This is a genomic window from Pseudodesulfovibrio profundus (assembly GCF_900217235.1).
Taxonomy (GTDB): domain Bacteria; phylum Desulfobacterota; class Desulfovibrionia; order Desulfovibrionales; family Desulfovibrionaceae; genus Pseudodesulfovibrio; species Pseudodesulfovibrio profundus.
The window spans coordinates 543,440-567,557 of record NZ_LT907975.1; the positions used below are offsets into that span (position 1 = coordinate 543,440).

The 24,118-nt window shown below is 58.0% G+C and carries 21 protein-coding genes; 17 read left to right on the forward strand and 4 right to left on the reverse strand.

Annotated elements, in window-relative coordinates; translation table 11 throughout:
* Window positions 1-11: 11 nt before the first annotated feature.
* The 5 genes from DPRO_RS02665 to DPRO_RS02685 all read left to right on the forward strand — a co-directional run bounded on the left by DPRO_RS02665 (window position 12) and on the right by DPRO_RS02685 (window position 7,337).
* A complete protein-coding gene (locus DPRO_RS02665; RefSeq protein ID WP_097010679.1) occupies window positions 12-830 on the forward strand; it encodes a Hachiman antiphage defense system protein HamA in 819 nt (272 codons plus the stop codon).
* On the forward strand, window positions 820-3,966 hold the full coding sequence (locus DPRO_RS02670) for a DEAD/DEAH box helicase (RefSeq protein ID WP_097010680.1): 3,147 nt from the start codon (window positions 820-822) through the stop codon (window positions 3,964-3,966). The genes DPRO_RS02665 and DPRO_RS02670 overlap by 11 nt, the downstream gene beginning before the upstream one ends.
* Window positions 3,950-4,927: an ADP-ribosylglycohydrolase family protein gene (locus DPRO_RS02675; protein WP_097010681.1), complete on the forward strand. Its 978-nt coding sequence runs from the start codon at window positions 3,950-3,952 to the stop codon at window positions 4,925-4,927. The genes DPRO_RS02670 and DPRO_RS02675 overlap by 17 nt, the downstream gene beginning before the upstream one ends.
* Entirely contained in the window at window positions 4,924-5,883 is a 960-nt protein-coding gene (locus DPRO_RS02680) for a PGN_0703 family putative restriction endonuclease (protein ID WP_097010682.1), read from the forward strand. The genes DPRO_RS02675 and DPRO_RS02680 overlap by 4 nt, the downstream gene beginning before the upstream one ends.
* A 279-nt stretch (window positions 5,884-6,162) precedes the next feature.
* Window positions 6,163-7,337, forward strand: a protein-coding gene (locus DPRO_RS02685) for an IS3 family transposase (RefSeq protein WP_097010683.1) whose coding sequence is annotated in 2 segments (ribosomal slippage) — window positions 6,163-6,448 and window positions 6,448-7,337 — 1,176 coding nt in all. Because the reading frame shifts where the segments join, the coding sequence is not laid out codon by codon here.
* A 510-nt stretch (window positions 7,338-7,847) separates the two neighbouring features.
* Here the strand turns inward: DPRO_RS02685 and DPRO_RS02690 are convergent.
* From DPRO_RS02690 to DPRO_RS02705, 4 genes are read right to left on the reverse strand one after another with little or no spacing between them, the layout of a single operon-like run.
* The gene (locus DPRO_RS02690; RefSeq protein WP_097010684.1) at window positions 7,848-8,270 is read right to left on the reverse strand and encodes a hypothetical protein; all 423 of its coding nucleotides are present in this window, start codon (window positions 8,268-8,270) and stop codon (window positions 7,848-7,850) included.
* The gene (locus DPRO_RS02695) at window positions 8,267-9,853 is read right to left on the reverse strand and encodes a recombinase family protein (protein WP_097010618.1); all 1,587 of its coding nucleotides are present in this window, start codon (window positions 9,851-9,853) and stop codon (window positions 8,267-8,269) included. The genes DPRO_RS02690 and DPRO_RS02695 overlap by 4 nt, the downstream gene beginning before the upstream one ends.
* The gene (locus DPRO_RS02700; protein WP_013219093.1) at window positions 9,846-10,370 is read right to left on the reverse strand and encodes a DUF2924 domain-containing protein; all 525 of its coding nucleotides are present in this window, start codon (window positions 10,368-10,370) and stop codon (window positions 9,846-9,848) included. The genes DPRO_RS02695 and DPRO_RS02700 overlap by 8 nt, the downstream gene beginning before the upstream one ends.
* Before the next feature lie 34 nt (window positions 10,371-10,404).
* Window positions 10,405-10,647: a hypothetical protein gene (locus DPRO_RS02705; RefSeq protein ID WP_041248519.1), complete on the reverse strand. Its 243-nt coding sequence runs from the start codon at window positions 10,645-10,647 to the stop codon at window positions 10,405-10,407.
* Between the two features lie 294 nt (window positions 10,648-10,941).
* Between DPRO_RS02705 and DPRO_RS02710 the strand changes: the two genes are divergently transcribed.
* The 12 genes from DPRO_RS02710 to DPRO_RS02765 all read left to right on the forward strand — a co-directional run bounded on the left by DPRO_RS02710 (window position 10,942) and on the right by DPRO_RS02765 (window position 24,077).
* Window positions 10,942-11,175, forward strand: a complete 234-nt coding sequence (locus DPRO_RS02710; protein WP_022992976.1) for a LexA family protein — start codon at window positions 10,942-10,944, stop codon at window positions 11,173-11,175.
* A gap of 33 nt (window positions 11,176-11,208) precedes the next feature.
* Entirely contained in the window at window positions 11,209-11,997 is a 789-nt protein-coding gene (locus DPRO_RS02715) for a hypothetical protein (RefSeq protein WP_097010685.1), read from the forward strand.
* Complete coding sequence (locus DPRO_RS02720) at window positions 11,987-14,089, forward strand: 7-cyano-7-deazaguanine synthase (protein WP_097010686.1); 2,103 nt, start codon at window positions 11,987-11,989, stop codon at window positions 14,087-14,089. The genes DPRO_RS02715 and DPRO_RS02720 overlap by 11 nt, the downstream gene beginning before the upstream one ends.
* Before the next feature lie 173 nt (window positions 14,090-14,262).
* Complete coding sequence (locus tag DPRO_RS02725; protein WP_013514524.1) at window positions 14,263-14,589, forward strand: hypothetical protein; 327 nt, start codon at window positions 14,263-14,265, stop codon at window positions 14,587-14,589.
* A gap of 195 nt (window positions 14,590-14,784) precedes the next feature.
* The gene (locus tag DPRO_RS02730) at window positions 14,785-15,369 is read left to right on the forward strand and encodes a sigma-70 family RNA polymerase sigma factor (RefSeq protein WP_097010687.1); all 585 of its coding nucleotides are present in this window, start codon (window positions 14,785-14,787) and stop codon (window positions 15,367-15,369) included.
* 104 nt (window positions 15,370-15,473) lie between these two features.
* Window positions 15,474-15,812: a hypothetical protein gene (locus DPRO_RS02735; RefSeq protein WP_097010688.1), complete on the forward strand. Its 339-nt coding sequence runs from the start codon at window positions 15,474-15,476 to the stop codon at window positions 15,810-15,812.
* Window positions 15,809-16,825, forward strand: coding sequence for a PD-(D/E)XK nuclease family protein (locus tag DPRO_RS02740; RefSeq protein ID WP_097010689.1), 1,017 nt, complete (start codon window positions 15,809-15,811; stop codon window positions 16,823-16,825). Before DPRO_RS02735 ends, DPRO_RS02740 begins: the two co-directional genes overlap by 4 nt.
* A 25-nt stretch (window positions 16,826-16,850) precedes the next feature.
* The gene (locus DPRO_RS02745; RefSeq protein WP_011700579.1) at window positions 16,851-17,621 is read left to right on the forward strand and encodes an ATP-binding protein; all 771 of its coding nucleotides are present in this window, start codon (window positions 16,851-16,853) and stop codon (window positions 17,619-17,621) included.
* Between the two features lie 12 nt (window positions 17,622-17,633).
* On the forward strand, window positions 17,634-18,107 hold the full coding sequence (locus DPRO_RS02750; protein WP_011367844.1) for a DUF669 domain-containing protein: 474 nt from the start codon (window positions 17,634-17,636) through the stop codon (window positions 18,105-18,107).
* Window positions 18,107-18,589, forward strand: coding sequence for an ERCC4 domain-containing protein (locus tag DPRO_RS02755; RefSeq protein ID WP_013258639.1), 483 nt, complete (start codon window positions 18,107-18,109; stop codon window positions 18,587-18,589). Before DPRO_RS02750 ends, DPRO_RS02755 begins: the two co-directional genes overlap by 1 nt.
* The gene (gene recD2, locus DPRO_RS02760) at window positions 18,541-20,769 is read left to right on the forward strand and encodes an SF1B family DNA helicase RecD2 (RefSeq protein ID WP_097010690.1); all 2,229 of its coding nucleotides are present in this window, start codon (window positions 18,541-18,543) and stop codon (window positions 20,767-20,769) included. The genes DPRO_RS02755 and recD2 overlap by 49 nt, the downstream gene beginning before the upstream one ends.
* A gap of 2 nt (window positions 20,770-20,771) precedes the next feature.
* Window positions 20,772-24,077 carry a CHC2 zinc finger domain-containing protein gene (locus tag DPRO_RS02765; protein WP_232005683.1) on the forward strand — a complete coding sequence of 1,102 codons (3,306 nt, stop codon included), beginning with the start codon at window positions 20,772-20,774 and terminating at the stop codon, window positions 24,075-24,077.
* The last annotated feature ends 41 nt before the right edge of the window (window positions 24,078-24,118 follow it).

A 24,118-nucleotide genomic window follows, 5' to 3' on the forward strand; every position in this document is an offset into this window, starting at 1 on the left:
ATGGGACGTGAATGCCTTGGACTTCGGAACACACTAAATGGCTGGTCGACACCGGCGAACGACTGAAGACCGCCGACGGCAAGGAGGTCGAGGTCTGGGAGTTCCGTCATGAGAACGACGAGGCAGTGCTCTCGGCCTGGGCGAAACACTTCCGGAATCATTACTGCTTTGACAGCGAGATTGATTATTGGCGCAGAGGGTACAAGTGCTCTCGTGGAGAGTATCTCAACACCATAAAGTTCCCGGACCCAAAAGATGCGCCAGGACCCAGTATCCGCGCTGGCGATTTTGGAGAAGTGCTGGTTGCCGATTTTCTTGAATACCTGCTTGGCTACTGGGTTCCACGCACTCGCTATGGTGACAAAACCATCCGGAACGAGTCGACAAAAGGCAGTGACATCATCGGCTTCCATATCGTCAAGGATGGCAAAGCCTCTTCGAAGGATAGACTGGCGATCTTTGAAGCGAAGGCGCAATTCTCAGGGAAAAAGGCGAAGGCGAGACTTCAAGATGCTGTGGATGGCTCAGCAAAAGACATCGCACGGAAGGCGGAGTCTTTGAATGCGATCAAGCAAAGGCTGCACGGTCGGAATGAGCTCGATGATGCCGAAAAAATTGAGCGCTTCCAGAACGAAGTGGATCACCCATACAAGGAGGTTTATGGAGCTGTCGCGCTCTTTGAGAATCCGCTTTTTGACGGCCACCTGACATCCTCGACCGATGCCTCCTCTCATCCGCATTCAGGTGACCTTGCGTTAGTGGTCATCAAAGGGGATCAGATGATGGCACTCGTCCACGAGCTCTACAGGAGGGCTGCGGATGAGGCCTGAACAGAAATCCCAACTTCTGCTGGGCGTCACACGGTCAAAGGCCAAGATGCTCGAGTACAGTGTTCCTGAAGAGCATCACATCAAGATCACTCAAGATCCGGCCAAGCTCTTCACTATCTCGATTGGTTTGCTGGGCGATCTTGCCGCCGCTATCAACCGGGACGAGCCAGATCCCGATTCCCTCTCGGAGCTGAGAACCAATCTGCTGTTTTCCGCCCGCTTTTTCGACTCCTACCTCCAATCAAAGCTGAACGAGACACTTGATCCATACCTCGTGCTTCTGGGCTCTGCCTCCTATTACCTATGCGATCTTCCCGGAAGCGCGTCGGTATTGGCGAAGCGTATCGATGGCGACTGCCCGGACCTGGATGGCGATGGTTTGGAGGACCTGTTGCTCTGGTTGCTGCAGGCCGATTTGGAAACCTATTTTGATGGAGCTGAGGGGCCGTTCGGCGGATTAATCGACGGGATTTCAAAGTGGATTCTCCAGTTTTTTGAGGATGGGAACGGCGAAGAAAATCTCCTCGATTTGGCAACGAAGCTGCGGGACGCCGTCTATGAATTCGGCACGCCCAGGCAGCTTCTGTTTGGTGATGTGATCGCGGCCGTTCTGAGGAAAAAGTTGGAGAATTCCGCCTGGAAGGCGTTACCGTCATATTCCGGGCTGCCCCGCCACAAATGGCTCCATGCGCTGCAAAAGGATTCGTTCATCAAGGAACTTTGGCCTGCACAACACCTTTTGGGCCAGGCGGATGTTCTCAAAGGCGAGTCTGCCATCGTTCAGATGCCCACCAGCGCTGGCAAAACGAAGGCAACGGAGCTGATCCTTCGAAGTGCGTTCCTGGCTGAGCGCGTATCACTGGCCATCATCATCGCCCCGTTCCGGGCGCTGTGCCATGAGATAAAGAACAGCCTCGTCGAGGCGTTCCACAACGAAACCACCAAGGTGGATGAATTATCCGATGCCCTACAGACCGACTTCGAGATTGCCGAACTTCTGGGGCACCAACAGATCCTGGTCGTAACCCCCGAGAAGCTGCTCTATGTCCTTCGGCATGCTCCGGAGCTGGCTGCCCATGTTGGCCTGCTGGTTTTTGATGAAGGCCACCAGTTCGACAGCGGCACCCGAGGCATCACATACGAGCTGCTCCTGACGTCACTACGCTCCATGATTCCCAAAGGAACCCAGAAGGTGCTGATTTCAGCGGTCATCAGCAACGCCGAGGCTGTTGGAGAATGGCTGAACGGGGAACCCAAAACTGTTGATGGACAAAATTTACTGCCAACACATCGCAGCGTTGCATTTGCCAGCTTCATTGACCTGAAGGGGGCCGCAATTAGAACCGGATGGATGAAATATGTAAATCCTGAAAGTCCTGAAGATCTTGAATATTTTGTGCCACAAGTCATTGATAAGATTAAGCTCGAAAGGAAAAAAGGCGAGTCGCTAACCAAACCAAAATACTTCCCTAATCCCACGGAGGGGAGAGAAATAGCAATATTTCTTGGGCTGAAACTTGTTTCAAAAGGGGCAGTAGCGATCTTTTGTGGAAGAAAGGACACTGCATCTGGTCTTTGTGAGCTGGCTGCAGAACGCTTCTCGCGAAAGCTGCCTCTGGCTGCTCCTTCGGACTTTTCTGACCAGGACGAAATTTCAAGACTGATTTACCTTATCAACACGAATCTTGGATCAGAAAGTCCATCTGCAATTAGTGCTCGGATAGGCATTTTCTCCCATCATGGGAATACGCCTCATGGAATACGATTGGCAGTTGAACACGCGATGCGGCTTGAGAGCATTCGATTTGTCATATGCACGTCAACCCTGGCACAAGGGGTTAATCTTCCGATTAGGTATCTTATAGTAACCAGCGTTTACCAAGGACTAGAACGAATTAAAGTTCGTGACTTCCACAACCTTATAGGACGCGCTGGTCGTGCGGGGATGCATACCGAAGGCAGTGTATTATTTGCAGATCCTGTGGTATTCGACAAAAGGAAATCCCACGATGATAAGTGGCGATGGAATCAAGTTAAAGAACTATTAGAACCTCGCAATTCCGAGCCCTGCGTAAGCAATCTCCTATCCATCTTCGAACCAATCAAGAGTGATGACGAGAAGTACACCATCACAATGGAGGCCCTGGATTTTGCCAAGGCCTATATCAGTGACCCTGATGAAGTTGGCAAACTGGCAGCCGACATAGCTGCTCGACACAGGAGCAAAAAATTCTCAAAGGATGGTGTCGAGCGACAAATCGCCTGGAGAATCAATCTTATCTGCGCAGTTGAGAGTTACCTATTATCTCATTGGGATGAGGTAGAAAATGGTCTTTCGGAAGAAGATGTGATTCGACTGGCTGAAGAAACGCTTGCTTTTTTCCTGGCTGATGATCAGAAAAAGGAGCATATCCGCGAGTTGTTTCAGCTTCTCGCAGGGAACATCTCTGCAAACATCACTGATCCGGCTCGCCGTAAAATCTATGGCCGGACGCTTTACGGCATTCAAGATGCCCAAGTCATCGAGGGGTGGGTCCATACCAACGCCGACAGTCTGCTTTCGATTGTTGATGAAACGGACGCGCTCGATCTTGCCTGGCCATTGCTTACCCGGAATATCAACAGTGGCGTATTCACCAAGTTCGATAAGCCGGAGGTGCTAAAAGAAATCGCGCATGGGTGGATCAGTGGAAAACCCTTCAGCGATCTCCTGAAAATCATCCGTAAGCGAAAAGCCAAGATGATATGGGGCACCCGCCGGAGGGAGTTCAAAATCGATCATGTCGTCGATGTCTGCGAAGGGACGCTCGCTTATGACGGAGCGCTCGTTGTAGGCGCTGTGTGTGAATTCATCGAAACCCTCGACCAAGATGGCACTGGAGACCTGATCAATCGTCTGCAGCTTTTTCAAAAGCGTCTGAAATATGGTCTTCCAACCGAAACCACCATTGCCATTTACGAGCTTGGCTTTTCGGACCGCGTCATCGCTCAGGACCTCGCCGCATCCTTGAACCTGACAGCGACCCAGAAGAAGGATCTCGTGAAGGCGCTGAAAAAAGATCGGGACGGAGCCAGGGAGGTAATGGAGAAATACCCAAACTATTTCCAGGAGAGGATGAATGAACTCCTGCAGTAGAAATCCAGATCATCGACCCAGGCTATCTCGCGCCCAAGGCTGCCTACTTGGCCAGCTTGCCGGAGACGCCCTCGGCAGCCTGGTAGAGTTCCAGTCGCCGGAGGAGATCCTCCGCAACTACCCAGAAGGTGTGCGGGAACTGGCCGATGGCGGCACATGGAACACCATTGCCGGTCAGCCGACCGATGACTCGGAAATGGCGCTGCTGCTGGCCCGGATGCTGACAGAACGTGGTGCCTATGATCCCAATGCCGCGCTTCAGGCTTATCAATTCTGGCTCGACTCCGATCCCTTTGACTGCGGCATGACCATCGCCACTGGATTGCGGGGCCGTCCGAACCCCGACAGCCAGGCCAACGGAGCCATGATGCGAATCAGCCCCTTGGGCATTTTCGGGGCCAACCACCCATTGGAGACAGTGGGCGACTGGGCCAAGCAGGACGCGGCTCTGACGCATCCCAATCCGGCGTGCCTTCAGGCGAACTCGCTTTTTACCATGGCGATTGCCCACGCCATTGCCTCGGGCTGCGAGGCCGAGAAGCTTTACCAGAATATCAAACAGTGGGCTGCCGACCTGGCAGTCGAACCGGCTCTCATGGACGCTATCCAAGGAGTCGCCGAAGCTCCACCTGCTGACTACGTCCAGCAACAGGGCTGGGTGTTGATCGCGTTCAGAAATGCCCTGTGGCAACTGCTCAATGCCCCGAGCTTTGAAGCGGGCGTCGTCGATACGGTCATGCGGGGTGGCGACACCGATACCAACGCAGCCATTTGTGGGGCGCTACTTGGCGCGGTGTACGGCCTGGACGCCATACCCGCCCAGTGGGTCGCCCAGGTCCTGAACTGCCGCCCCAAGGCCGGACATCCCGGCGTCAACCGCCCGCGACCAGAGTGCTTCTGGCCGGTGGATGCTTTGGAACTGACTGAAAGGCTGATTGGCAAGCAAGGACCGCTTTCATGAAAAACACCAATAGTCGGCAATTGGCCAGAACTTGGCCTTACACACGATACAAGAGTTTCGAGGCATCTCTGCGTAAGGCTGCGGAACAATGGTTCAGCGAGCGAGGATGCGAACCCCATCCCAGGATGGGGTACTGTCTCGCACGTCATGATCTTTGGCCCATGAACCTCATTTGTGAAGATGTCGCGGATTACATCCGCCAAGAACAGGAGAGACATCTCGGCGAGGATTCGTTCCCTCTGCACAAATACCTGCATCACGGACTAAGCAGTCAGGCGATGGCCTTCAATCTGATTGGCCCTCTGATTGTGCGCAACGATCTCGAACCTTTGAAGATTGCGATTGAAAGGCTCGGTGTCGAATGGCCAGGAGGGGACGTCGAGGCGGTTTTTGAGCACGACGACCGATCAGTCTTTAACGAAGACAATGGCCAGCCCACGTCAATCGACATCATTCTGTCAGGCTCATGCAACAGCCTCTTTATTGAAGCAAAGCTGGTGGAACGAGAGTTTGGAGGATGCTCCGTTTTTGCTGGCGGTGATTGCGAGGGTCGAAATCCATATCCAGACCGGCTTGGCGAATGTTACTTGCACCATATCGGCAGGAAATATTGGCAGCGCTTGGAGGAACTTGGCTTTTCGGAAGCGGCTCTTGCTAACGGGGCCATATGTCCGTTTGCGAACTACTACCAGTTTTTTCGTGAGGCGATGTTTGCCTTTGCCAAGCAAGGGACCTTCATATTGCTGCACGATGCAAGGAACCCGGCTTTTTTGAGGTCAACGGATGATGGGATGGCGCACGGCGGGTTGTGGCCATTTCTATATGAGGCGATCCCGCAGAACCTACGTCATCGAGTTGGCAGATTGACCATTCAAATGGTTGTTGAGGCCATACAAGAATCGGGCGGACACGAAGATTGGATTGGGGATTTCAAGAAAAAGTATGGGCTGCAGTAAGCCTATCCGGGCGGCTATTCGATTCCCATTTTGGGAACCGAACCGGCGTCCGAAAACCGGATTCGAAGTTGTTGCGGCTCAACGCCAGGTATCCGGTTTTACTGCAAACCCGTCACCATCGTCCGGTGCAGGGAAATCAGGGGAGAAAATCGTTTCTCTGGTCGGGTTGGTGGGAAATGCTTGTGCAAGATGACTTCGGCGTTTATTATCAAGGAGTTGAGCTAAGTTGAAAATAACGGACACCAAAGTTTACAATCGTTCTCGAACGGAGGTGTCACAATGGTTAAAAGATCGAACGGTCGTTACTCGAAAGAGTTTCGTAACGAAGCCGTGAAACTGGTGATAGAAGGCGGCCTGACTGCATACGAAGCGTCACGGCAACTCTCCTTACCGAAATCGACCCTGGAGAACTGGGTCAGAGCTCACAAGGCCGGTAAGCTTAACGATATCGGCAGTGAGAGCCGTCCTTTGACCGAAGTTGAGCAAGAGCTCGCTCGCGTCAGACGAGAGCTGTCTCAGGTCAAACAGGAGCGCGATATCTTAAAAAAAGCCGCCGCGTACTTTGCCAAGGAGTCGCTGCCCGGTACGCGTTGATAAAACAGTTTCGATCTGAGTATCCGGTTCCTTTCCTGTGCCGGGTTCTGGAGGTTTCAACGAGTGGCTTTTACGCCTGGTTGAAACGGCCTGAGTCTCCTCGGCAGAAAGAAGAGAAACGGCTCGAACTCGAAATTATTGCGGCTCATAGAAGAACCGAAGCAACCTACGGCCCAGAGCGCCTGCAAGAGGATCTGGCTGATCACGACGTTCATGTTGGTGTTCATCGGATCAAACGAATTCGCAGAAAGCTGGGCTTGCGCTGCAAGCAGGTCAAGAAGTTCAAGGCAACTACGAACTCGAATCACGCGTTGCCGGTTGCTGAGAACCTGCTGGACCAGAATTTTACCACGGACGCCCCGAACCAGATCTGGGTGACCGATATAACCTATATCCCCACGGCGGAAGGTTGGCTGTATCTTGCCGGCCATAAGGATCTCTACACCGGAGAAGTCGTGGGCTACGCCATGGGAGAGCGAATGACGAAGAATCTCGTCTCCCAATCCTTGTTCCGCGCCGTTGCGGCCAAACGACCCGCTGCTGGCTTGATCCATCATTCCGACCGCGGCAGCCAATACTGCGCGAAGGAGTTTCGCAAGCTCCTTGTTCAGTTCAAAATGCGAGCCTCAATGAGCCGTCGCGGGAACTGTTACGACAATGCGCCGATTGAAAGCTTCTGGGGCGTCTTGAAAAACGAACTCGTGCATCATCGTCGCTATGCGACCAGGCAGGAGGCGATACGGGAGATCACGACCTACATAGAAGTCTTTTACAACCGAAAACGGAAGCAGAAGAGGCTCGGTTATCTTTCGCCCGCAGCCTATGAGCAACAATATTTCAAAGAGCGGTTAATCGCTTAACGTTTGGTGTCCGCTATTGACGACCGAGGTCAAGTTACGATGAGCGCGGGCTTTGAGACTGTTTTGTGGTAGGTCGTCGTTCCCTCCACCATTTAGAAAAGACAAACCCGTCTCTCTGGGGTCATTCTCCGGGGTGACGGGTTTTCTTTTTTCCCTTGTTTCTAAAGGGTTTGCGCCCGTTTCACATCTTTCCAAATCACCCCTCCGCACCATCGATTCTCCCCATCTTCCCGCCTTTCTTTCTCTGTTTGGTCCCTGATTCTCTGTTTTCTCCGGACGAAGTCCGAAGCGCGTCCGGAAAGCTACATCCTTGATTGATATGGGTTTACGGCTGGTTGCCGTTTTTAGCGGTTGTCTTAGGTCATCGTTCGATCCCGCAACCGGACGTTTTTTTCGAAATCACCCGCTTCGCCCATGAAAAGAAGCGTGGTCAACTCAGCTTTCCTACCCCAAAAAATAGAAAAGCCGACGCTGATGGTCGGCTCTCTGGGGCGGTCTCCGGTCCGGTCGTCAGTCGGTGACGAAGCCGAACTGGCGGCGCTGCTCGGCCCAGTCCTCGGGAAAAGTCTGGGTCAGCTTCGCCAGCGAGAGCCCGTTGGGTTCCTCGCCGTTGATCAGGGCTTCGACGATGTCGGGGGCCAGGGTCGTCAGCTTGAGAATGCGGGCCACATACGAGCCATCGACGTCGAGGGTACGGGCAAGCTCGCTGATGGACTTGATCTGGCCGGATTCGAGGATGTCGGCCCAGGAAAAGGCTCTTGCCAGCGCCTGGAGGATGGCGGACTGCACCAGCTCTTGCGCCCCGGGGATCTCTCCATCCAGGGCCTGGGGAGCGATGACCGTCTTGCGGCCGCGCATGCGCCGGATCAACATCGGGATGTGGATCTGCAGGTTGCCGTTGTCGGCTACGGTAATGGTCGGCTTCATTTTCATCGGCTTGCCCTCCGTTCGGTGACTTCGCATGCCAGACCAGCCAGCTCGGCGATGAGCGTTGTCAGCCCGTTGGTTCGCAGCTCCATGTCGATTCCGGTCTCGCGGATCTCGACCTTATCCACCAGGAGTCGGATGAGCCGGTTTCGCTCCACCGGGAAAAGGTCTTCCCAGAAGCCCTCGACATTCTGGAAGGCCTCCGAAACGTCCTGTTCCGTGATGCTGTTCCCCTGGTAGGCTTTGCAGCGCTCGCTCACATGGGTCAGTTGTTTCGAGAGCTCGACCGCCTGGCGATTGACCGTCGTTAGCATCTCGGTCTTGCCCGTCTGATCGTTGCCAGGTTTCATCAATTCGAGTGCCTGCTCCCGCGCCTGCGACAACTCCATCTCGAGCTGGGCTTTCTGCTTGAACAACCGCTCCCGCTCTGCCTGCTCGATGTCCCGGGCTGCGAAGTAAGTCTTGGCCACCAGCGTCGGTGTGCGGAACACCGCGCTCAACTGCTCGATCACCGCCTGCTCGATGTCCCCGGCGGGAATCCGCTTGAGCGGGCATCGGCTCACGGTCCGCTTGCTGTCTTTCTGGCAGATGTAATAGGTGTAGTGGCGGCCGTTCTTGCGGGCGTAGGTCGGTCCCATCGCGCATCCGCAGTGGCCGCAGCGGATGACGCCTTTCAGCGGGGCGACCATTTTGGTCCTGGCCATGGAAACCTTGACCGGTTTGTTGTCCTCCAGGATGGCCTGAACCTTGTCCCAGGTCGCCCGGTCGATGATCCCTTCGTGCTCACCGGGGTAGCTGCGGTCCTTGTGGGCGATCTCGCCGATATAGATCCGGTTGTTCAGCAGCCGGTAGATGTGGGCGGTGTTCCATTCGGAGCCCTCGCGCACTTTGCCTTTCTTGGTGGTCCAGGCCTTGGTGCGGTAACCCTGTTCGTTCAATTCCTGGCCCAGCTTCTTGGCCGAGCCGATCTGGATGAACCGGCGGAAGATGTACTGCACTGTCCTGGCTTCATCGGGGTTGACCAGCAGCTTCTTGTTGTCCCTGTCGACGTCGTATCCGAGGATGGGTACGCCGCCGCAGTATTTCCCCCGGCGCTTGGCTGCCGCCACCTTGTCCCGGATACGCTCGGCGATGACCTCCCGCTCGTACTGGGCGAAGGTGATCAGGATGCCGAGAAACATCCGGCCGGTGGGATCGGTGGTGCTGAAGTGCTGGGTGACCGAGACGAAGCTGACACCCTTCTCGTTGAAGAGGTCGATCATCTTCATGAAATCCAGCAGCGAGCGGGACAGCCGGTCGACCTTGTAGACGACGATCACATCGATCTTCCCGGCGTCGATGTCCGCCAGCAGTCGGCGCAGCCCCGGGCGCTCCATGTTCCCACCCGAGAATCCACCATCGTCGTAGCGATCCGGCAGAGCCGTCCAGCCACGCATCCTCTGGGCTTCGATATAGTGTTCCGCAGATTCCCGTTGCGCATCCAACGAGTTGAACTCCTGCTCGAGACCTTCTTCGTGGCTCTTGCGGGTGTAGATGGCGCAGCGCAGGGTCTTGTTTTTGCCCGGCGCGACATTGCTGTTATCAAGCATCCGAACCTCCCTCGGCTTTTCTGCCGTAAACCTTCTTCAGTCCGAAAAAGACCTTGCCGTTCCACCTGGTCCCGGTGATCTCCCTGGCCACCGCGCTGAGCGACCGGAAGGTGCGGCCTTCAAACTCGTAGCCATCGGCAAGGACGATCACCTCATAACGCCGGTCGTTCCAGACCCGCACCAGCCTGGTCCCGGGCAGGATCGCCTCGTTCGATTTCCGCTCTTCTGGGATGCGTCGATTGACAGTGGCTACCGGGTCCTCCTTGGCGGCCTGCTGGAGATGGACCTTGGCCTGCTCGGACAGCCCGCCGTAGAAAAGCTCCTGGATGCGATAGGCCAGCCGCTTGATGAGGAATTGCTTCTTGTACTGGGGCGGCTCTTCGCCGTAGAGGTCGAGCCATTTTTCCCGGAGCTGCTCCAGGGACATGGATTGCAGCAGGGCCATCTGCCGAAGGACCGAGTTTCGGGTTCGGTCCTGATTCTTGCCGCCGGTGGCGGCGTTCTGTAACTCATTCATTTTCAACTCCTTGTTTTGGTTTCCGGACGAGTTGTCATGAATGAATGCTCTGTTCCGGCAATGAATCAAGTCCTTCTCCGAGCACAGGGGAAGAATCTTCGAAAACCTCTAACTCATTGCCCACACATGCGTTTTTTGCCTTTCGGCGCAGGATCGCCGTGGCCAGAATAGAGGCGGCTGACTGGAGCCTCGCCTCACCCGACAGGCGGCCGGGTTTGCCGTTTTCGCCAAGGTCATCCGTCCCCGGCCCATCATTCATTTCCTGTACATCCAACATCGAACACCTCCGGTGGGACCGGGGGGCTGGATGGTGTGGATGCCAGAAAACGGTGGCGGTCGGGATGCGCGTTCGATGGCACCCACAACCGCCTCAGCTCCGCCTCTGGTCGGTTATCTGGTTGTGCCCGGCTTTAACCGGACTTGCGTTCGTTACCTACCGGAAGGACGAGCAAGATGTCGGAATCAGATGAAAAGTCCTGTTTTTGATTGACCTGATATTCATCAGGTCGTATATTTCTTGGTCATAAATTGGGCTTAATCCGCTCAGTGGCCATGACACGGAGCAATCGCCATGGGAAAGAAAAAGCTATCGGAAATAACCGACCCGCAGGCCAGGACGCTGAGGGTCATTTGCCAAATCATCGATGAAAAGGGGTTGCCGCCAACGGTGAAAGAATTGTCGGAAGTCCTCGGTATCAGCCACGCGAGCGCCCACGAGCAGATCGCTCAACTGGTCCGTAAAGGCTATTTGAAGAAAGAAGCTCGTAAGGCCCGAAGCATCGTCGTCATCAGGAGGCCCGAATAACGATGCAGGGTCGCGAACAATAAGGAGATCGACATGGGGCACGTCAGACTTGGGAGCCTTCCAAGGTCGAGGGCATGGAAAGAGGTGGTCGGCCTGATCACGGCCGGTGCCGACGTGTCCCAGATCGCAAACGCCACAATACGGGCGGCTGACAAGGCCTTCTCATTTGTGCTCAACGATGAGGGGTTTACCGAGGCGGTATGGCTGATGACCCAGCTTGCCATTGCCGCCAAGAAGGACAACTTCAACGATCACCTGCTGTCGGTCGGCATCAATCTGCCGCAGGACACCTCATTGCCGGACGTTGCCGCCGCTGTTGCAGAGGCAATGGATCGGAAACTTGATTCCAACGGTAGCCGCTCTGACTTGGGTGAGATGTCGCAGCGAGCCTTGGTTGGAGCATTGGTCGAACACATCTCTCCCAAATTGCCCTCCTTGTTTACACCAGACGCCAGCGACGTTCAGGCGGCATTGGCGTCGCTCGGAAAAAAACGGGAGTTCGGCGAGTTGTCCCGTACGTTCTTCGCCAAGCTGACCAACGAGAGCATGAACTATTTCCTGTCAAAAACGCTGGCGACCCATCTGGGCGAAGGCCAGCGCTTTGCCACCATGAATGAAATGGGACAATTCGAGAAAGCCCTGACCACGCACTGCAAAGAAGCATCCCTGATCGTCGAACAGTTTTCGGCGGATTGGTTTTCCAAGCACAAATACGAAGAAGGCGGTGATATCTCCCGGGAGTCGTCCAACGGCTTCGCCTCCTATGCGCTGAAGAAAATGAAGGACGAATTGAAAGAAGGAGCGCGAGCCGATGCAAGATAAGCGTTACATCATCTGCGGAAACGCACCGACCAGCGGAATCGAGGAGAACCCGGATCGGGATTTGCGCCTGCGGTTGTGGGGCAAGGATGGGCCGGACAAGATCACCTTACGCATCGAGGACATCCACAAAAAGATGAGCAAGGACGTGCCGGATTCCTTCCAGGATCTGCTCGAAATTGCCACCTATGTGTACAGCGCCGACCAGGCCATTCCCCGTGGGGCCGATGACGTTGATTCCTTTGGTCATGGTTGGCGGAGAAATCTGCATTTCATCATTCCGGTCCGGAACCCGGATTTCTGGAATGGTGAGGAGATTCAGCAGGCCCTGTGCTCGACGCTTGGGTTCTTGTCTGATGACAGCTATCATTTCGAATTCACCAAGCTGACAGAGGCTCAGGCATTCCAGGGCTATCTGGACTTCAACGATGACGGGCGTCTTCTCGGTTATCCGGAGCAGGTGGTGATGTTTTCAGGCGGGCTGGATTCGCTGGCCGGAGCTATCGACGAGGTCTTGAACGAAAAGCACCGGGTCGTTCTGGTGACCCACAAGTCAACCCCGAAGCTCAACAAGCGCCACCGCCGCCTGGAAAAGATGATCGCCGACAAGGCCGGGGAAAACGCTCCGCTCCACATCGGCGTTCGCGTCAACAAGAACAAGGGGCTGAACTACGAGTACACTCAGCGAAGCCGCTCCTTCCTCTACGTGTCAATCGGCGCGACCATCGCCAAAATGATCAACCTGAAGAGCGTCCGTTTCTACGAGAACGGTGTCATCAGTCTGAATCTGCCGGTCTGTGCCCAGGTCGTCGGCGGCCGAGCAACGCGCACCACTCATCCCAGGGTAATCCGAGGCTTTCAGGAAATCATCAGCCTGGTGGCTGGCGAACCCTTCACCATTGAAAATCCCTACATCTGGAAAACCAAGGCTGACGTCGTCGGGGTCATTACCAAAGCCGGGTGCCAGGAGATGATCGCGGCATCGACCACCTGCACGCACACCTGGGAGATGACCAATCACCATACCCACTGCGGCACCTGCTCGCAGTGCATCGACCGGCGCTTTGCCGTTATTGCGGCGAAGGCCGATCAATATGATCCTGTCGATGCCTACAAGGCCGACATCTTCACCCAAAGCCGAAGCAAGGACGAAGACAAGATCATGGCGGCCGCGTATCTGGAGCGTGCCAACCAGGTCCGTGATCAGGATGACATCACCCAGTTTATCGCTCGATTCAGCGAAGTGAGTCGGGTCTTCCGCTACCTGAATGGGAACCCCGGAAGCGTGGCCCAGAAGGTCTATGACCTTTACAAGCGCCACGCCAAGGAGGTCTGCGAAGCGATGGACACCATGGTCGCCCGCAACATCACGGCCATCCGCCAGCGCACCTTGCCAGGAGACTGCTTGCTTCGGACGGTCTATGAATCGGGATCGGTGATCTCAGTCCCCGCCATTCCGGTCGAGCAGAAGCAGCCGGACAACTATTTCAGGAAGCGCGGGGGTGTCTGGGCCGCACGCTTTAACGGCAACGCCGAGGTGCTCGTGACGGGTGTCGACAAAGGAGCCGAGTACATCAACTTCCTCCTGGCGAGGCCCAACAAAGAAACCTCGGTCTACGAGATCGTCTGCGGGTTTGCCATCGATAGCTGCAACGCGGTCCTGAACTCCAATGAAACCGACGAAGGTTTTCAGGTCACCCAGGGGGTTCCGTTGGGTGATACAGGCTTCGTTGCCGACCGCAAGGCCGTCGAGCAATACCGGGAGACGGCTCACGAGCTTCTTCGGGAGATTGAAGAAGCCCGGGCAGAAAACAACGATGCCGAAATACAGCGACTTGAGGACGAAATGACACAGATCACCGCCGCAATCAACGAGGCGGTTGGTCTGGGTGGCAAACTCCGGAAATCCAACGACAAACGGAAGAACATCCGCGACGCCTTCCGGAACGCCGTGAACCGGGCCATCAAGTATCTGGAGAAGTACGATAAGCCGCTGGCCGTCCACCTGAAGGAGTCCATCAAGTGCGGCAACGAACCGGTCTACCGGACCGAAGAGGAGATCGTTTGGGAGGTCCGCCCGATAGTCAACGAATGACCCGGGACCACCCAGGAAGAAAAAACTAAAAAAAATTTCCGCTACGCCAAATGTAGCCATTGCGACGCCGGATGTAGCGCCTTCCCCAATGAAGGCGCGATCCGGCGTTTTTTATTGGTCAGCACAGGGTTGGCCACCGGGCGTGCCAGAACTTCCGAACAAGGAGACTGGCAGTGGCACAAGTCAACAAAGCACACCTCACCCCACCGAAGCGGCGACTCATCGAGTTGATGCAGGACATCAACTTCGGCCGCATCACCAACATTCCGGTCCGCGACGGCGAGCCGGAACTCACCCCTGACACGGTCATCGAGCGCGAGATCAAGCTGGGCGGACAGAGCGGTCCTCGGCCCGAGCGCGACCAGGATGACTTCATCCTCAAGCAAGAGGTCGTGGCGCTGCTGGAGCACCTCGCACAGATGGGCAGCGGAAAAGTCTGCCTGCTCGAGATCAAGCACGGTCTCCCGTTCCTGATGCGCATCGAGGAACGGGCAGCCTGAACACGTAACGACCTGAACCCTTAGACACTGGACAACAAGCTGGACGCATGGCGGAGGCTGTTGTGGGTGTCGCCGAGCCGAATACGGCAATTGGCGGCGTACCTACGACCCCTTCGCCCACGCGACAGCTTTGTCCTGTGATCTGGCCCGTGCCGACACCCACGCGGACCTCCTCCTCGCTCCGAGGAGGCCCCGATGGTTTCACAGAATTCTTACGACGGCATCGACAAGTATGCCGCCGACCTCATTCGGCACAAAGCACGTCAACTCGTAGGCAAGGCCGGATTCACCGAGGACGACAGACCCGACCTCGAACAGGAACTGATGATCGATCTGCTGCAGCGGATGCGGCATTTCAATCCCGCCAAGGCCAAGAAGACCACCTTCATGGCCCGGATCGTCGAACGTCACATCTCCACCATTCTGGAGGCCCGGTTCGCCCAATGCCGGGACTGGCGGCTCTGCCAAACCTCACTCAACGAACCCCTCGACAACGGCGAAGGCGACACCACCGAGCGGATCGACTTCCTGGACAGCGAGGGCTCTCTGGGAAGCGGCACCCGCGAGACAAGGGAGCGCCTCGCCCATGAGATCCGCATGGACCTCGACCGGGCCATCGCCTCGCTGCCGGAAGAGCTCCGGGATCTGTGCGTGCGCCTGCACGAAAGCACCATGGCCGAAATCGCCCGCGAGATGGGCATTCCCAGAACCACCCTCTACGACCGGCTGAGCAAGCTGCGCGAGGCTTTCAGCGAGTCTGGCCTGACCGACTACCTGTGATCTCCGACGCATCGGCCCCGGCTCCGGTAAGTAAGCACCGTGCCGCATGGTGCGGCTATCCGGGGCCTCGGAAATCAGAACCTGAACAAAAGAGGAGTTCAACCATGACTCACGACACCTACAAGTACCGTTTTGACGAGTCGGTCCCGGCCCAGGAACTGGAAGACACTTTCATGCTGGCGATGCTGGCCGTCGAAAGCCTGCATGGCCGTTCCCGTGTGCGGATGGAGAGCCGGTTCAATTTGGACAAGGCCCGCCGTACCTGCGTGATCGACGCCTCCACCGATGTCGGCAGCGACCTCGCCCGCATTTTCACCGGTTTCGCCACCAAGGAATACGGCGAACGCTCGGTCCTGATCGAACGATCTCAGCCGACGGGCTGCGCCTGCGCCTCCAAACATCGCGCAGCGCCCGCCGCCGCTACAGCGGGGGTGGCGGTATGAGCGAGCTGATGACCACCACCTATTCCATGTGGCGGCTGTTCCGCAACTGCCGCATGGCCTGCAAGTGGCGCTACATCGACGAGCTGGTGCCGCTCGAGCGCGACCCCAATCTGGCCTTCGGCTCGGTCATTCACGATTGCCTGGAGTGCTGGCACGGCGAGCGGGATCTGGCCAAGGTCCTCGACCACATCGACCGGACCTATCCGAACCGGGCGCAGGACGATCATCAACAGGCCGACTGGCATCTCGCCCGAGCCATGATGAGCGCCTATGCGGAACACTACCCGGCTGAAGACTTCGAGGTCGTCGCGCTCGAAAAGACCTTCGAAGGTCCCATCGTCAACCCGGCGACCGGCGCGACCTCGCGCAGTTTCATTCTCGCCGGGAAGGTGGACGGCATCGTCCGTCAGGATGGCCAGTATTTCCTGCTGGAACACAAAACCGCCTCGCAGATCGATGCCAGTTACCTGGAGCGGCTGTGGACCGATTTCCAGATCATCCTCTACGCCTGGTACCTGGAGCAGACCCTCGGCATCACGGTCAGCGGCATCATCTACAACGTCCTGGTCAAGGCCAAGCTGCGCCAGGGCAAGGGTGAAACCGAGGCCGAATTCGAGGCCCGCCGGGCGGAGCTGATCGCCAAGTCGAAAACCGGCAAGAGCAGCGCCAAGCGCAAGTTGCCCGAGGACGACGACACCTTCCAGCAGCGGCTTCAGGAGAAGTACCTCGAGCCGGGCATGTTCCACCGCGAGGTGCTCTACATCTCCCGCGACCAGTTCGAGGAACTGCGGGCGGAGCTGTGGGAACTCTCCAAGGCCATGCTCGACGCCCGTCGGCGCGACACCTTCTACCGCAACACCAGCTACTGCTTCCAGTACGGAAGGCCCTGCGCCTACTTCCAGCTCTGCCGCTCGGGCGGCAACCCCAACGTCATCGAAAACCATTTCCAACGGATCGCCCCGCACGAAGAGCTGCGGGACGGAGCCGGTGAAGACGCCGCTCCGGTGTTTTAAATCCCAACCATAAGGAGACGAAGCCATGCTTCCCAAGACCAAAAGCAAACCCAAACACACGCTCTCGGACCTCACCGCCCTGGTGTACGGCCCGAGCAAGATCGGCAAGAGCACCTGGTGTTCCAAGGCCGATGACGCACTGTTCCTGGCGACCGAGCCGGGTCTGAACGCCCTGGAGGTGTTTCAGACCCCGATCACCTGCTGGGACGATCTTCTGCAAGCCTGCGCGGAAATCGCCGAGGGCAAGCACGAGTTCAAGACCATCGTCGTCGACACGGTGGATAACGCCTACAAGATGTGCTCGGACTACGTCTGCAAGAAATTCAAGATCGAGCACGAGTCCGACCTGGGCTACGGCAAGGGCTACGCGCTGATCAACAACGAGTTCCAGCGCGTCATCAACAAGCTGGCCTTTCTGCCCTATGGGCTGATCCTGATCTCCCACTCCCAGGAGCGGGACATCGAGACCCGGACCGGCAAACACACCCGCATCGTGCCGACGCTGCCGGAAAAGGCGCGGAAACTGGTCACCGGCCTGGTGGACCTGATCCTGTTCTGCGACCTGGACATGAAAACCGGCGAGGACGGCAAGCCTGTCTGGCAGCGCGTGATGCGCACCAAGCCCAGTCCCAACTACGACGCCGGTGACCGCACCGGCCGACTCCCCGAAGTCATCCCCCTCGATTTTCCGAGCTTCATGAAAGCGTTCAACAACACGGCAGCCGGAGCTGCGGCGAGTGCCGCCCGGCCGAAGCCGGAGCCGACCGCGAGTGCGGCGGCGAAACCCCAACAGTAAGGAGATCCGACCATGGAACACTACGAAAACCAATCCAACAGCAACCTCGACCTGGCGCAGTTCGACGACGCCTTCGAAACCGCCGAAGTCGAGGAGCGTGAGTTCGAGGCCGTTCCCGACGGCAAATACCAGGTCAACGTCGACCGGGTCGAACTGACCCGCGCCCAGACCTCGGGCAATCCCATGCTCAAGTGGACCCTGCGCATTCTCGCGCCGACCCACAAGGGCCGTCTGCTCTGGCGCAATAACGTCATGGCCAGCAATGAGAACATCAAGTGGCTCAAACAGGACCTCTACACCTGCGGGCTGCAGCTTCAGAAGCTCTCCGACCTGCCGGGCCACCTTGAGCAGCTTCTCAACATCAAGCTGGAGGTGACCAAACGCACTCGCGGTGAAAACGAGAACATCTACTTCAACCGTCGCATTGTCATGGCCGACGATGCCGGGGCTCCCGGCGCGGCGATGGACGACATGATCCCGTTCTGATGATGGACCGGATCACCGTTGTCGTCGACACCCGCGAACAGGAGCCCTACAGCTTCGATAGTGACAAGGTTTCGGCGGTTCGCAAGGCGCTGCCCGCCGGTGATTACTCACTGGTCGGCCTTGAGGAACGGGTGGCGGTGGAGCGCAAATCCCTGACGGATTTCGTCTCCACCGTCATCCGGGGGCGAAAGCGGTTTCACCGCGAGCTAGAAAAGCTCTCCGCCTACGAATCCGCCTGCGTGGTTGTCGAGTGCAACTTTCGCGATCTGGTCGATGGCCGCTACCGCAGCGATGCCCACCCGCATGCGCTGATTGGAACGGTCGCCTCCATCGTCGTCGACTTCGGTGTCCCCGTCTACTTCTGCTCGGACCGGCAGGCCGCCTGCCGTTTTGTCGAGGAGTACCTGACACGTTTTCACCGGAGGATCGCGAGATGCCAAAAAGAAATGAGAGTAACCCGGCGCGACTCCGGGGAAGAATAGAGCGCGTTTACTATGCCGGACCCAAGTTTTCCGCAGGCCGACTGCTCACCCCGACCGGTGAGGAAGTCCAGTTCGCGGGCAATTTGTTCGCCCGGGAAAATCAGCCTGTGGTCCTGCTCGGGTCGTGGTCCACCCATCCCAAATACGGCCGTCAGTTCAAGGTCGACGGCATGGAGCACGATCTCGAACTCGATCCGGAGGGGCTGATCCACTATCTGGCTAACCATCCGGAGATCAAGGGCATTGGTCCGGCCAAGGCCAGATTGATCGTCGAGAGTTTCGGCGACGCCTTTGAAGAAACCCTTCTGAATGACCCCGAACGCATCGCGCTCAAGGCTCGACTGCCTCTGGACGCGGCCCGGCGGCTGCGTGACGAATGGTTGAAGAACCGCAGCGTCAACACCGTCATGGCCTGGCTGTCGGCATTCGGCCTGACCCATCATCAGGTCACCACTCTGGTCGAAAGACTCGGCGGCAACTGCCTCGATATCCTGAAGGAAGACCCGTACATCCTCATTCGGGAGATCCGGGGATTCGGCTTCAAGAAGGTCGACAAGATTGCCCGCAAGCTGGGCACACCCAAGGACCACGTTCCCCGTATCCGGGCCGGTCTGCTGTTTTGCATCCGTGAAGCCCTGGACAATGGCCACTGCTGGATCGAATACGAGGATCTGGTCGACCAGGCCAATCTGCTGCTGGTCATGGATGCCCTGGACAGCCGGGTTCGTATCGAGAGCGCCCTCGATGCGCTCATCGGAGAACAGGCGCTTGCCTGCGATTCCCACGGCGGACGTTTCGTGGTCGCTCTGCCGGAGATCGTCCGCATGGAGCGGGAGCTGGCTGCGCTGTTCGGCCAAGCCGAAACACCCAATCCGCATTTCCATTCCATCAAAAAACTCGACGCCCTGATTCGGCGCTGCGCAGCGACGCTGAACGAGAAGCAGCTTGAAGCGGTGCGCTCGGCCCTCCAGCACAGCATCAGCCTGATTTCGGGTGGAGCCGGTTCGGGCAAGAGCTACACCATTTCGGTCATCAACACGATCTGCGAGGAGAGCGATCTGGAGGTCGTGCTCGCCGCACCGACCGGCAAGGCAGCAAAGCGCCTGGAAGAAGTCAGCGGTCGCAGCGGCACCACCATCCACCGCCTGCTCGGCTATGACGGCAAGGGTTTCTCGCGTAGCAAGGAGAACCCCATCGATGCCGATGTTCTGGTGGTAGACGAGTTTTCGATGGTCGACGTGCCGCTGGCCTGGCACCTGTTCGAGGCGGTTGACCTGTCGCGGACCACGGTGTTGTTGGTCGGAGACCACAACCAGCTTCCGCCGGTTGGGCCAGGAAACATCTTGCGTGATCTGATCCAGACACGCGCCATTCCCACGGTCATCCTCGACAAGGTCGTGCGTCAGGCTGGCGTCCTCAAGGAGAACTGCACCGCCGTTCTCAAGGGCGAGGTGCGCAAGACCAGCGAGGCGTCAGTATCCGGATGCCGGGATTGGTATCTGGTGGATCAGTTTACCGATCCGATGGCGGCACGCTCGTTCCTGCTGGAGCTGTTTCAGGAGCGGCTCGATGCCCTGGGTTTCGACATCATCAAGGACGTGCAGGTGCTGACGCCGACCCACAAGGGTCCGCTCGGCACCAAGGAACTGAACGAGGAACTGCAGCGGCTCATCCAGCGCAAGCTCTGGAACACAGAGGTGCCGCCGGTCGCCATGGGCCGCCGCGCTCCGTTTCTCAAGCACGACAAGGTGATCCAGACCCGGAACAACTACGACCTGAACGTGATGAACGGTGCTATCGGCTATGTGGTCGATGTCCTCGCGAACGGCACCTTGGTCATCGATTTCGACGGCATGCCGGTGGAGCTGGAGAAAGGGTCGCCCGACCTTCAAGACCTGCAGCTCGCCTATGCGCTCACCATTCACAAAACCCAGGGTTCCGAGTTCCCCTGCGCCGTGGTGGTGGTCCACAAGGCACATTCCTTCATGCACCACCGCAATCTGCTCTACACCGGGGTGACCCGCGCCCGGCGCACCGCCATTGTCCTGGGTGATCACTGGGGCATCCAGAACTGCGCCAAGCGGTGCCAGGTGGATGACCGCCGGACCTTCCTGCCCCTGTTCCTGGACGCCGCCCAGCACGCGGAAGACGACTTCGCCCGTGTCGCGGAGGCCGAATGAGTATGGGCGGAACGGATAACGTCAGGGAGTACTATCGGCTCGTCACCGAGATGGACATCGGTGAGGTGGGCCGGGAACTCCTGCCGGGACGGATCACCCAGGAGACCGGCCAGCGCTTGATGTGTGACTGCCCCAATCATCAGAGCCAGTCTCGTCTGTCGCTGCACGTGATGCTCGACAAGCAGGGCTGGTACTGCTTCGGCTGCGGGGTCGGCGGCGACGTGCTGCAGCTCGTGGAGTTCATTCAGACGGGCTCGGTCACCGCCGGACAATCTGGTCCGATGCCGGACAGCCACCGCCAGGCCAGGGACTATCTCGCCAAGAAGGCGGGCTTGCCGCCGCTGTCGCGCTATGGCCTCAGCCAGGAGCGTCTGGCCCAGACAGAGGCCGACCGTGCCTTCGAACTGAGGGTCAAGGACGCGCTGACCGCGCTGGCCAGGCTTTACCATGCCAGGCTCAAGGAGTCGCCAGAGGTCCTCGACTGGCTGAAATCCAAATACGCCCTGAGCGAGGAGACCATCGACGATATCCTGATCGGCTACGCGGACAACGCGTCCGGCGCGGTCGCCCAACTGACCGGGGGTGAAGACGGCTTCTCCAAGCGGGAGCTCGCCGCCACCGGCGCTTTCCGCCCCACGAGCCAGGACGGCCTGACGCCATTTTTCGAGCGCCGCATCGTCTTTCCCTACTGGAGCCGTGGCCGGGTGGTGTTCATGATCGGCCGTAAAACGCCGTGGACCCCGGACGTGGGCTGGGAGCAAGGGAAATACAAGAAGCTGCCGGTTCACGACGAGCACCAGCGACCCTACGTCGCCGATTTCATCAACAACGCGCTGCTGTTCAACGAGGACTGCCTGCTCGCCAGGCCCGGCAAGGTGATCATCACCGAGGGGGTGACCGATTGCCTGGCGCTGATGCAACTGGGCCTGCCCACCGTATCTCCGGTCACCGTCCGCATCCGGGCCGCCGATTGGGAGCGCCTGATCCCCAAGCTGCGCGGCGTCGAAACAGTCTATATCTGTCAGGACAACGAACTCTCCCAGGCCGGTCTCAAAGGGGCGCTGCAAACCGCTCGCACCCTGGCCGAACACAAGATCGACACCCGCCTGGTGACGCTGCCCTTGTCGGAGACACAAATCTCGGCCCGGCAGGAGCTGACCGAACGCTTTGGCCTGACGGCGAGCGTGGGGCCGAAGGAGCTGGCCAAGCTGCTGGCGGGACGGCCCGTCGAAGAGATTCAGGCGGCCGAGGCGCTTCTCGCCACCGCCAAGATCGACGTCAACGATTACATTGCCGCCGGGCATACCCGGGAGGATTTCGAACGCCTGCTCGCCGAAGCCAGCACGCCCATCGAGTTCGGCGTGCGCTCGCTGCCCGAGGGCGCTGAAGAAGAGGAGCGCAACCGCCTGCTCGAGCCGATCCTCGGGGAGATTTCCGAGCAGTCGCCGCTGGAACAGGCCCGCCTGCTGAAGCTTGTGCAGGAGCGCATCGGCGGTGGCGTTTCGATGGCCACCCTGAAAGAGCAGATCCGCGCCATCCAGAAGGACCGCAAGGTCGAGTTCCGCAACGAAAAGAAGAAGGCCAAGCGGATGTCCGGCGCGATGCCCGGATCATGCCGCGCCCGGGTCGACGAGGTGCTGATCGACACGGAACTGGAGAACGGCGCTCCCGACTACACACTGGCCGCCGAGGCCGCTTACGACTGGTTCACCGCCAACGGTGCCCAGTTCTTTCACACCCTGCAGGGCGAGCCGTTCATGTATTTCGACAACGCCATCTACTGGATGGATTCGCCGGACCGGGGCCGCAAACGCCATTACGCGGCCATGCTCTACAAGCACACGGGCATGGTGCCGACCTCCAACGGCGGACGGACATTTTTCGAGGTACTGCCCAGCCTGGCGATGATCCGTGGCCAGGTGCGCGACCATTTTTCCTGGCTGCACACCGATGTGGCTTCCTACACCGTCTATTTCAACCTGAACAATCCGGAGCACGAGATCGCCAAGATCACCCCGGACGAGATTCAGATCATGAAGAACGGCGGCAACGAGGACGGCATCATCCTGGATGGCTCGCGCAAGATGAAGCCGCTGAAATTCCTGCCCGATGCCGACCTCGAAGAGGCGGACCGGCTTCTGGTCGATCTGCTGGTGGGCAACATGACCTGTCCGCAGGGGGATCGCTTTCTCATCCTTTCCTGGCTCTCCTGTTTCCTGCTGATCGACTTCGCCGGGACGCGGCCCATGACCCGCTTCGAGGGTTCGGCCGGATCGGGCAAGACCACCGCCAGCAAGATCACGTCGACGCTGCTTTACGGCGAGCCCCAGCACAAGAAAGCCACCGACGCGGCGAACTACACCGATGGCTCGCAGAACCCGCTCATCGTCCTCGACAACATCGAGGTCAAGCAGATGACCGAGGATCTCACTACCTTCATGCTGACCAGCATCACCGGCATCGCCAAAGAGAAGCGCAAGAGCGGCACTGACAGCGAGACCATCACCGAGCGGACCAAGTGCCTGCTGAACACCACCGGCATCGAGCCGCTGTGCGGAGAGCTTTCGGAGATCCTGTCGAGGTCCTTCGTCATCAACTTCGACCTGGCTAACCAGGCCAGCGACTGCTTTCTAGAGTCGGAGGTCATCTCCGCCATCCAGCAGAACCGGGACCTGATCATCTCGGCCATTATGAAGCGGACCAGCCATGTGTTGGCGATGATCCGGGACGGAGCCCAGAAACAGGTCATGCGCCTGCTGCACCGAACCATGCCGACCCATGGCAAGCGCCGGTGCAACGATTATCTGAGCCTGATGTACCTGATGATGCTGGCCGGGTCCGAGGAACACGAGGTGACCACCGGACTCGAGGATCTGAGCCCGCTGTTCATCGAGCAGATCCATTCCATCAACGACACCAGCCAGGAGATGGCGCGGGAGTCAAACCCCATCGCAACGGCGCTGGCATCGCTCTTCCATTCCTACCGGAACGCGGTGGAGCTGGACGAGAAAGCCCGCTACGGCGAGGACGACCGGGCAAACCACGTGGTGGGGTTCATCGAACGCTACCAGGTGAGGTTCGAGAACGAGAACACCATGGAGCCGGTGTCGGCGGGACGGCTGCTCGCGGCGCTGCGCAGGGTCGGCCGGGAATTCAACCTCGAATTCGAATACAAGAAGCCCGCCCAGCTCGGTCGGCGCATCAGCAACGACCTGGACGTCATCCGGGACGCCGGGTTCGACATCGACCGGCAGCGCAACGCCCACACCAAGAACTTCGAGTACCGCATCGGCTGCAGAGGTGTTTAAAGAGATATTTTCTCTTTTAGATTGACTTTCAGACCGCCCAT

What these genes read in the sequence shown, in the direction of transcription:
- DPRO_RS02735 (WP_097010688.1), top strand. Translation starts at nt 15,474, where the DNA reads ATGACTCACGACACCTACAAGTACCGTTTTGACGAGTCGGTCCCGGCC.
- DPRO_RS02695 (WP_097010618.1), bottom strand. Translation starts at nt 9,853, where the DNA reads ATGCTTGATAACAGCAATGTCGCGCCGGGCAAAAACAAGACCCTGCGC.
- DPRO_RS02755 (WP_013258639.1), top strand. Translation starts at nt 18,107, where the DNA reads ATGATGGACCGGATCACCGTTGTCGTCGACACCCGCGAACAGGAGCCC.
- DPRO_RS02730 (WP_097010687.1), top strand. Translation starts at nt 14,785, where the DNA reads ATGGTTTCACAGAATTCTTACGACGGCATCGACAAGTATGCCGCCGAC.
- DPRO_RS02690 (WP_097010684.1), bottom strand. Translation starts at nt 8,270, where the DNA reads ATGAAAATGAAGCCGACCATTACCGTAGCCGACAACGGCAACCTGCAG.
- DPRO_RS02765 (WP_232005683.1), top strand. Translation starts at nt 20,772, where the DNA reads ATGGGCGGAACGGATAACGTCAGGGAGTACTATCGGCTCGTCACCGAG.
- DPRO_RS02675 (WP_097010681.1), top strand. Translation starts at nt 3,950, where the DNA reads ATGAACTCCTGCAGTAGAAATCCAGATCATCGACCCAGGCTATCTCGC.
- DPRO_RS02700 (WP_013219093.1), bottom strand. Translation starts at nt 10,370, where the DNA reads ATGAATGAGTTACAGAACGCCGCCACCGGCGGCAAGAATCAGGACCGA.
- DPRO_RS02740 (WP_097010689.1), top strand. Translation starts at nt 15,809, where the DNA reads ATGAGCGAGCTGATGACCACCACCTATTCCATGTGGCGGCTGTTCCGC.
- DPRO_RS02710 (WP_022992976.1), top strand. Translation starts at nt 10,942, where the DNA reads ATGGGAAAGAAAAAGCTATCGGAAATAACCGACCCGCAGGCCAGGACG.
- DPRO_RS02680 (WP_097010682.1), top strand. Translation starts at nt 4,924, where the DNA reads ATGAAAAACACCAATAGTCGGCAATTGGCCAGAACTTGGCCTTACACA.
- DPRO_RS02745 (WP_011700579.1), top strand. Translation starts at nt 16,851, where the DNA reads ATGCTTCCCAAGACCAAAAGCAAACCCAAACACACGCTCTCGGACCTC.
- recD2 (WP_097010690.1), top strand. Translation starts at nt 18,541, where the DNA reads ATGCCAAAAAGAAATGAGAGTAACCCGGCGCGACTCCGGGGAAGAATA.
- DPRO_RS02670 (WP_097010680.1), top strand. Translation starts at nt 820, where the DNA reads ATGAGGCCTGAACAGAAATCCCAACTTCTGCTGGGCGTCACACGGTCA.
- DPRO_RS02720 (WP_097010686.1), top strand. Translation starts at nt 11,987, where the DNA reads ATGCAAGATAAGCGTTACATCATCTGCGGAAACGCACCGACCAGCGGA.
- DPRO_RS02750 (WP_011367844.1), top strand. Translation starts at nt 17,634, where the DNA reads ATGGAACACTACGAAAACCAATCCAACAGCAACCTCGACCTGGCGCAG.
- DPRO_RS02665 (WP_097010679.1), top strand. Translation starts at nt 12, where the DNA reads ATGCCTTGGACTTCGGAACACACTAAATGGCTGGTCGACACCGGCGAA.
- DPRO_RS02715 (WP_097010685.1), top strand. Translation starts at nt 11,209, where the DNA reads ATGGGGCACGTCAGACTTGGGAGCCTTCCAAGGTCGAGGGCATGGAAA.
- DPRO_RS02705 (WP_041248519.1), bottom strand. Translation starts at nt 10,647, where the DNA reads ATGTTGGATGTACAGGAAATGAATGATGGGCCGGGGACGGATGACCTT.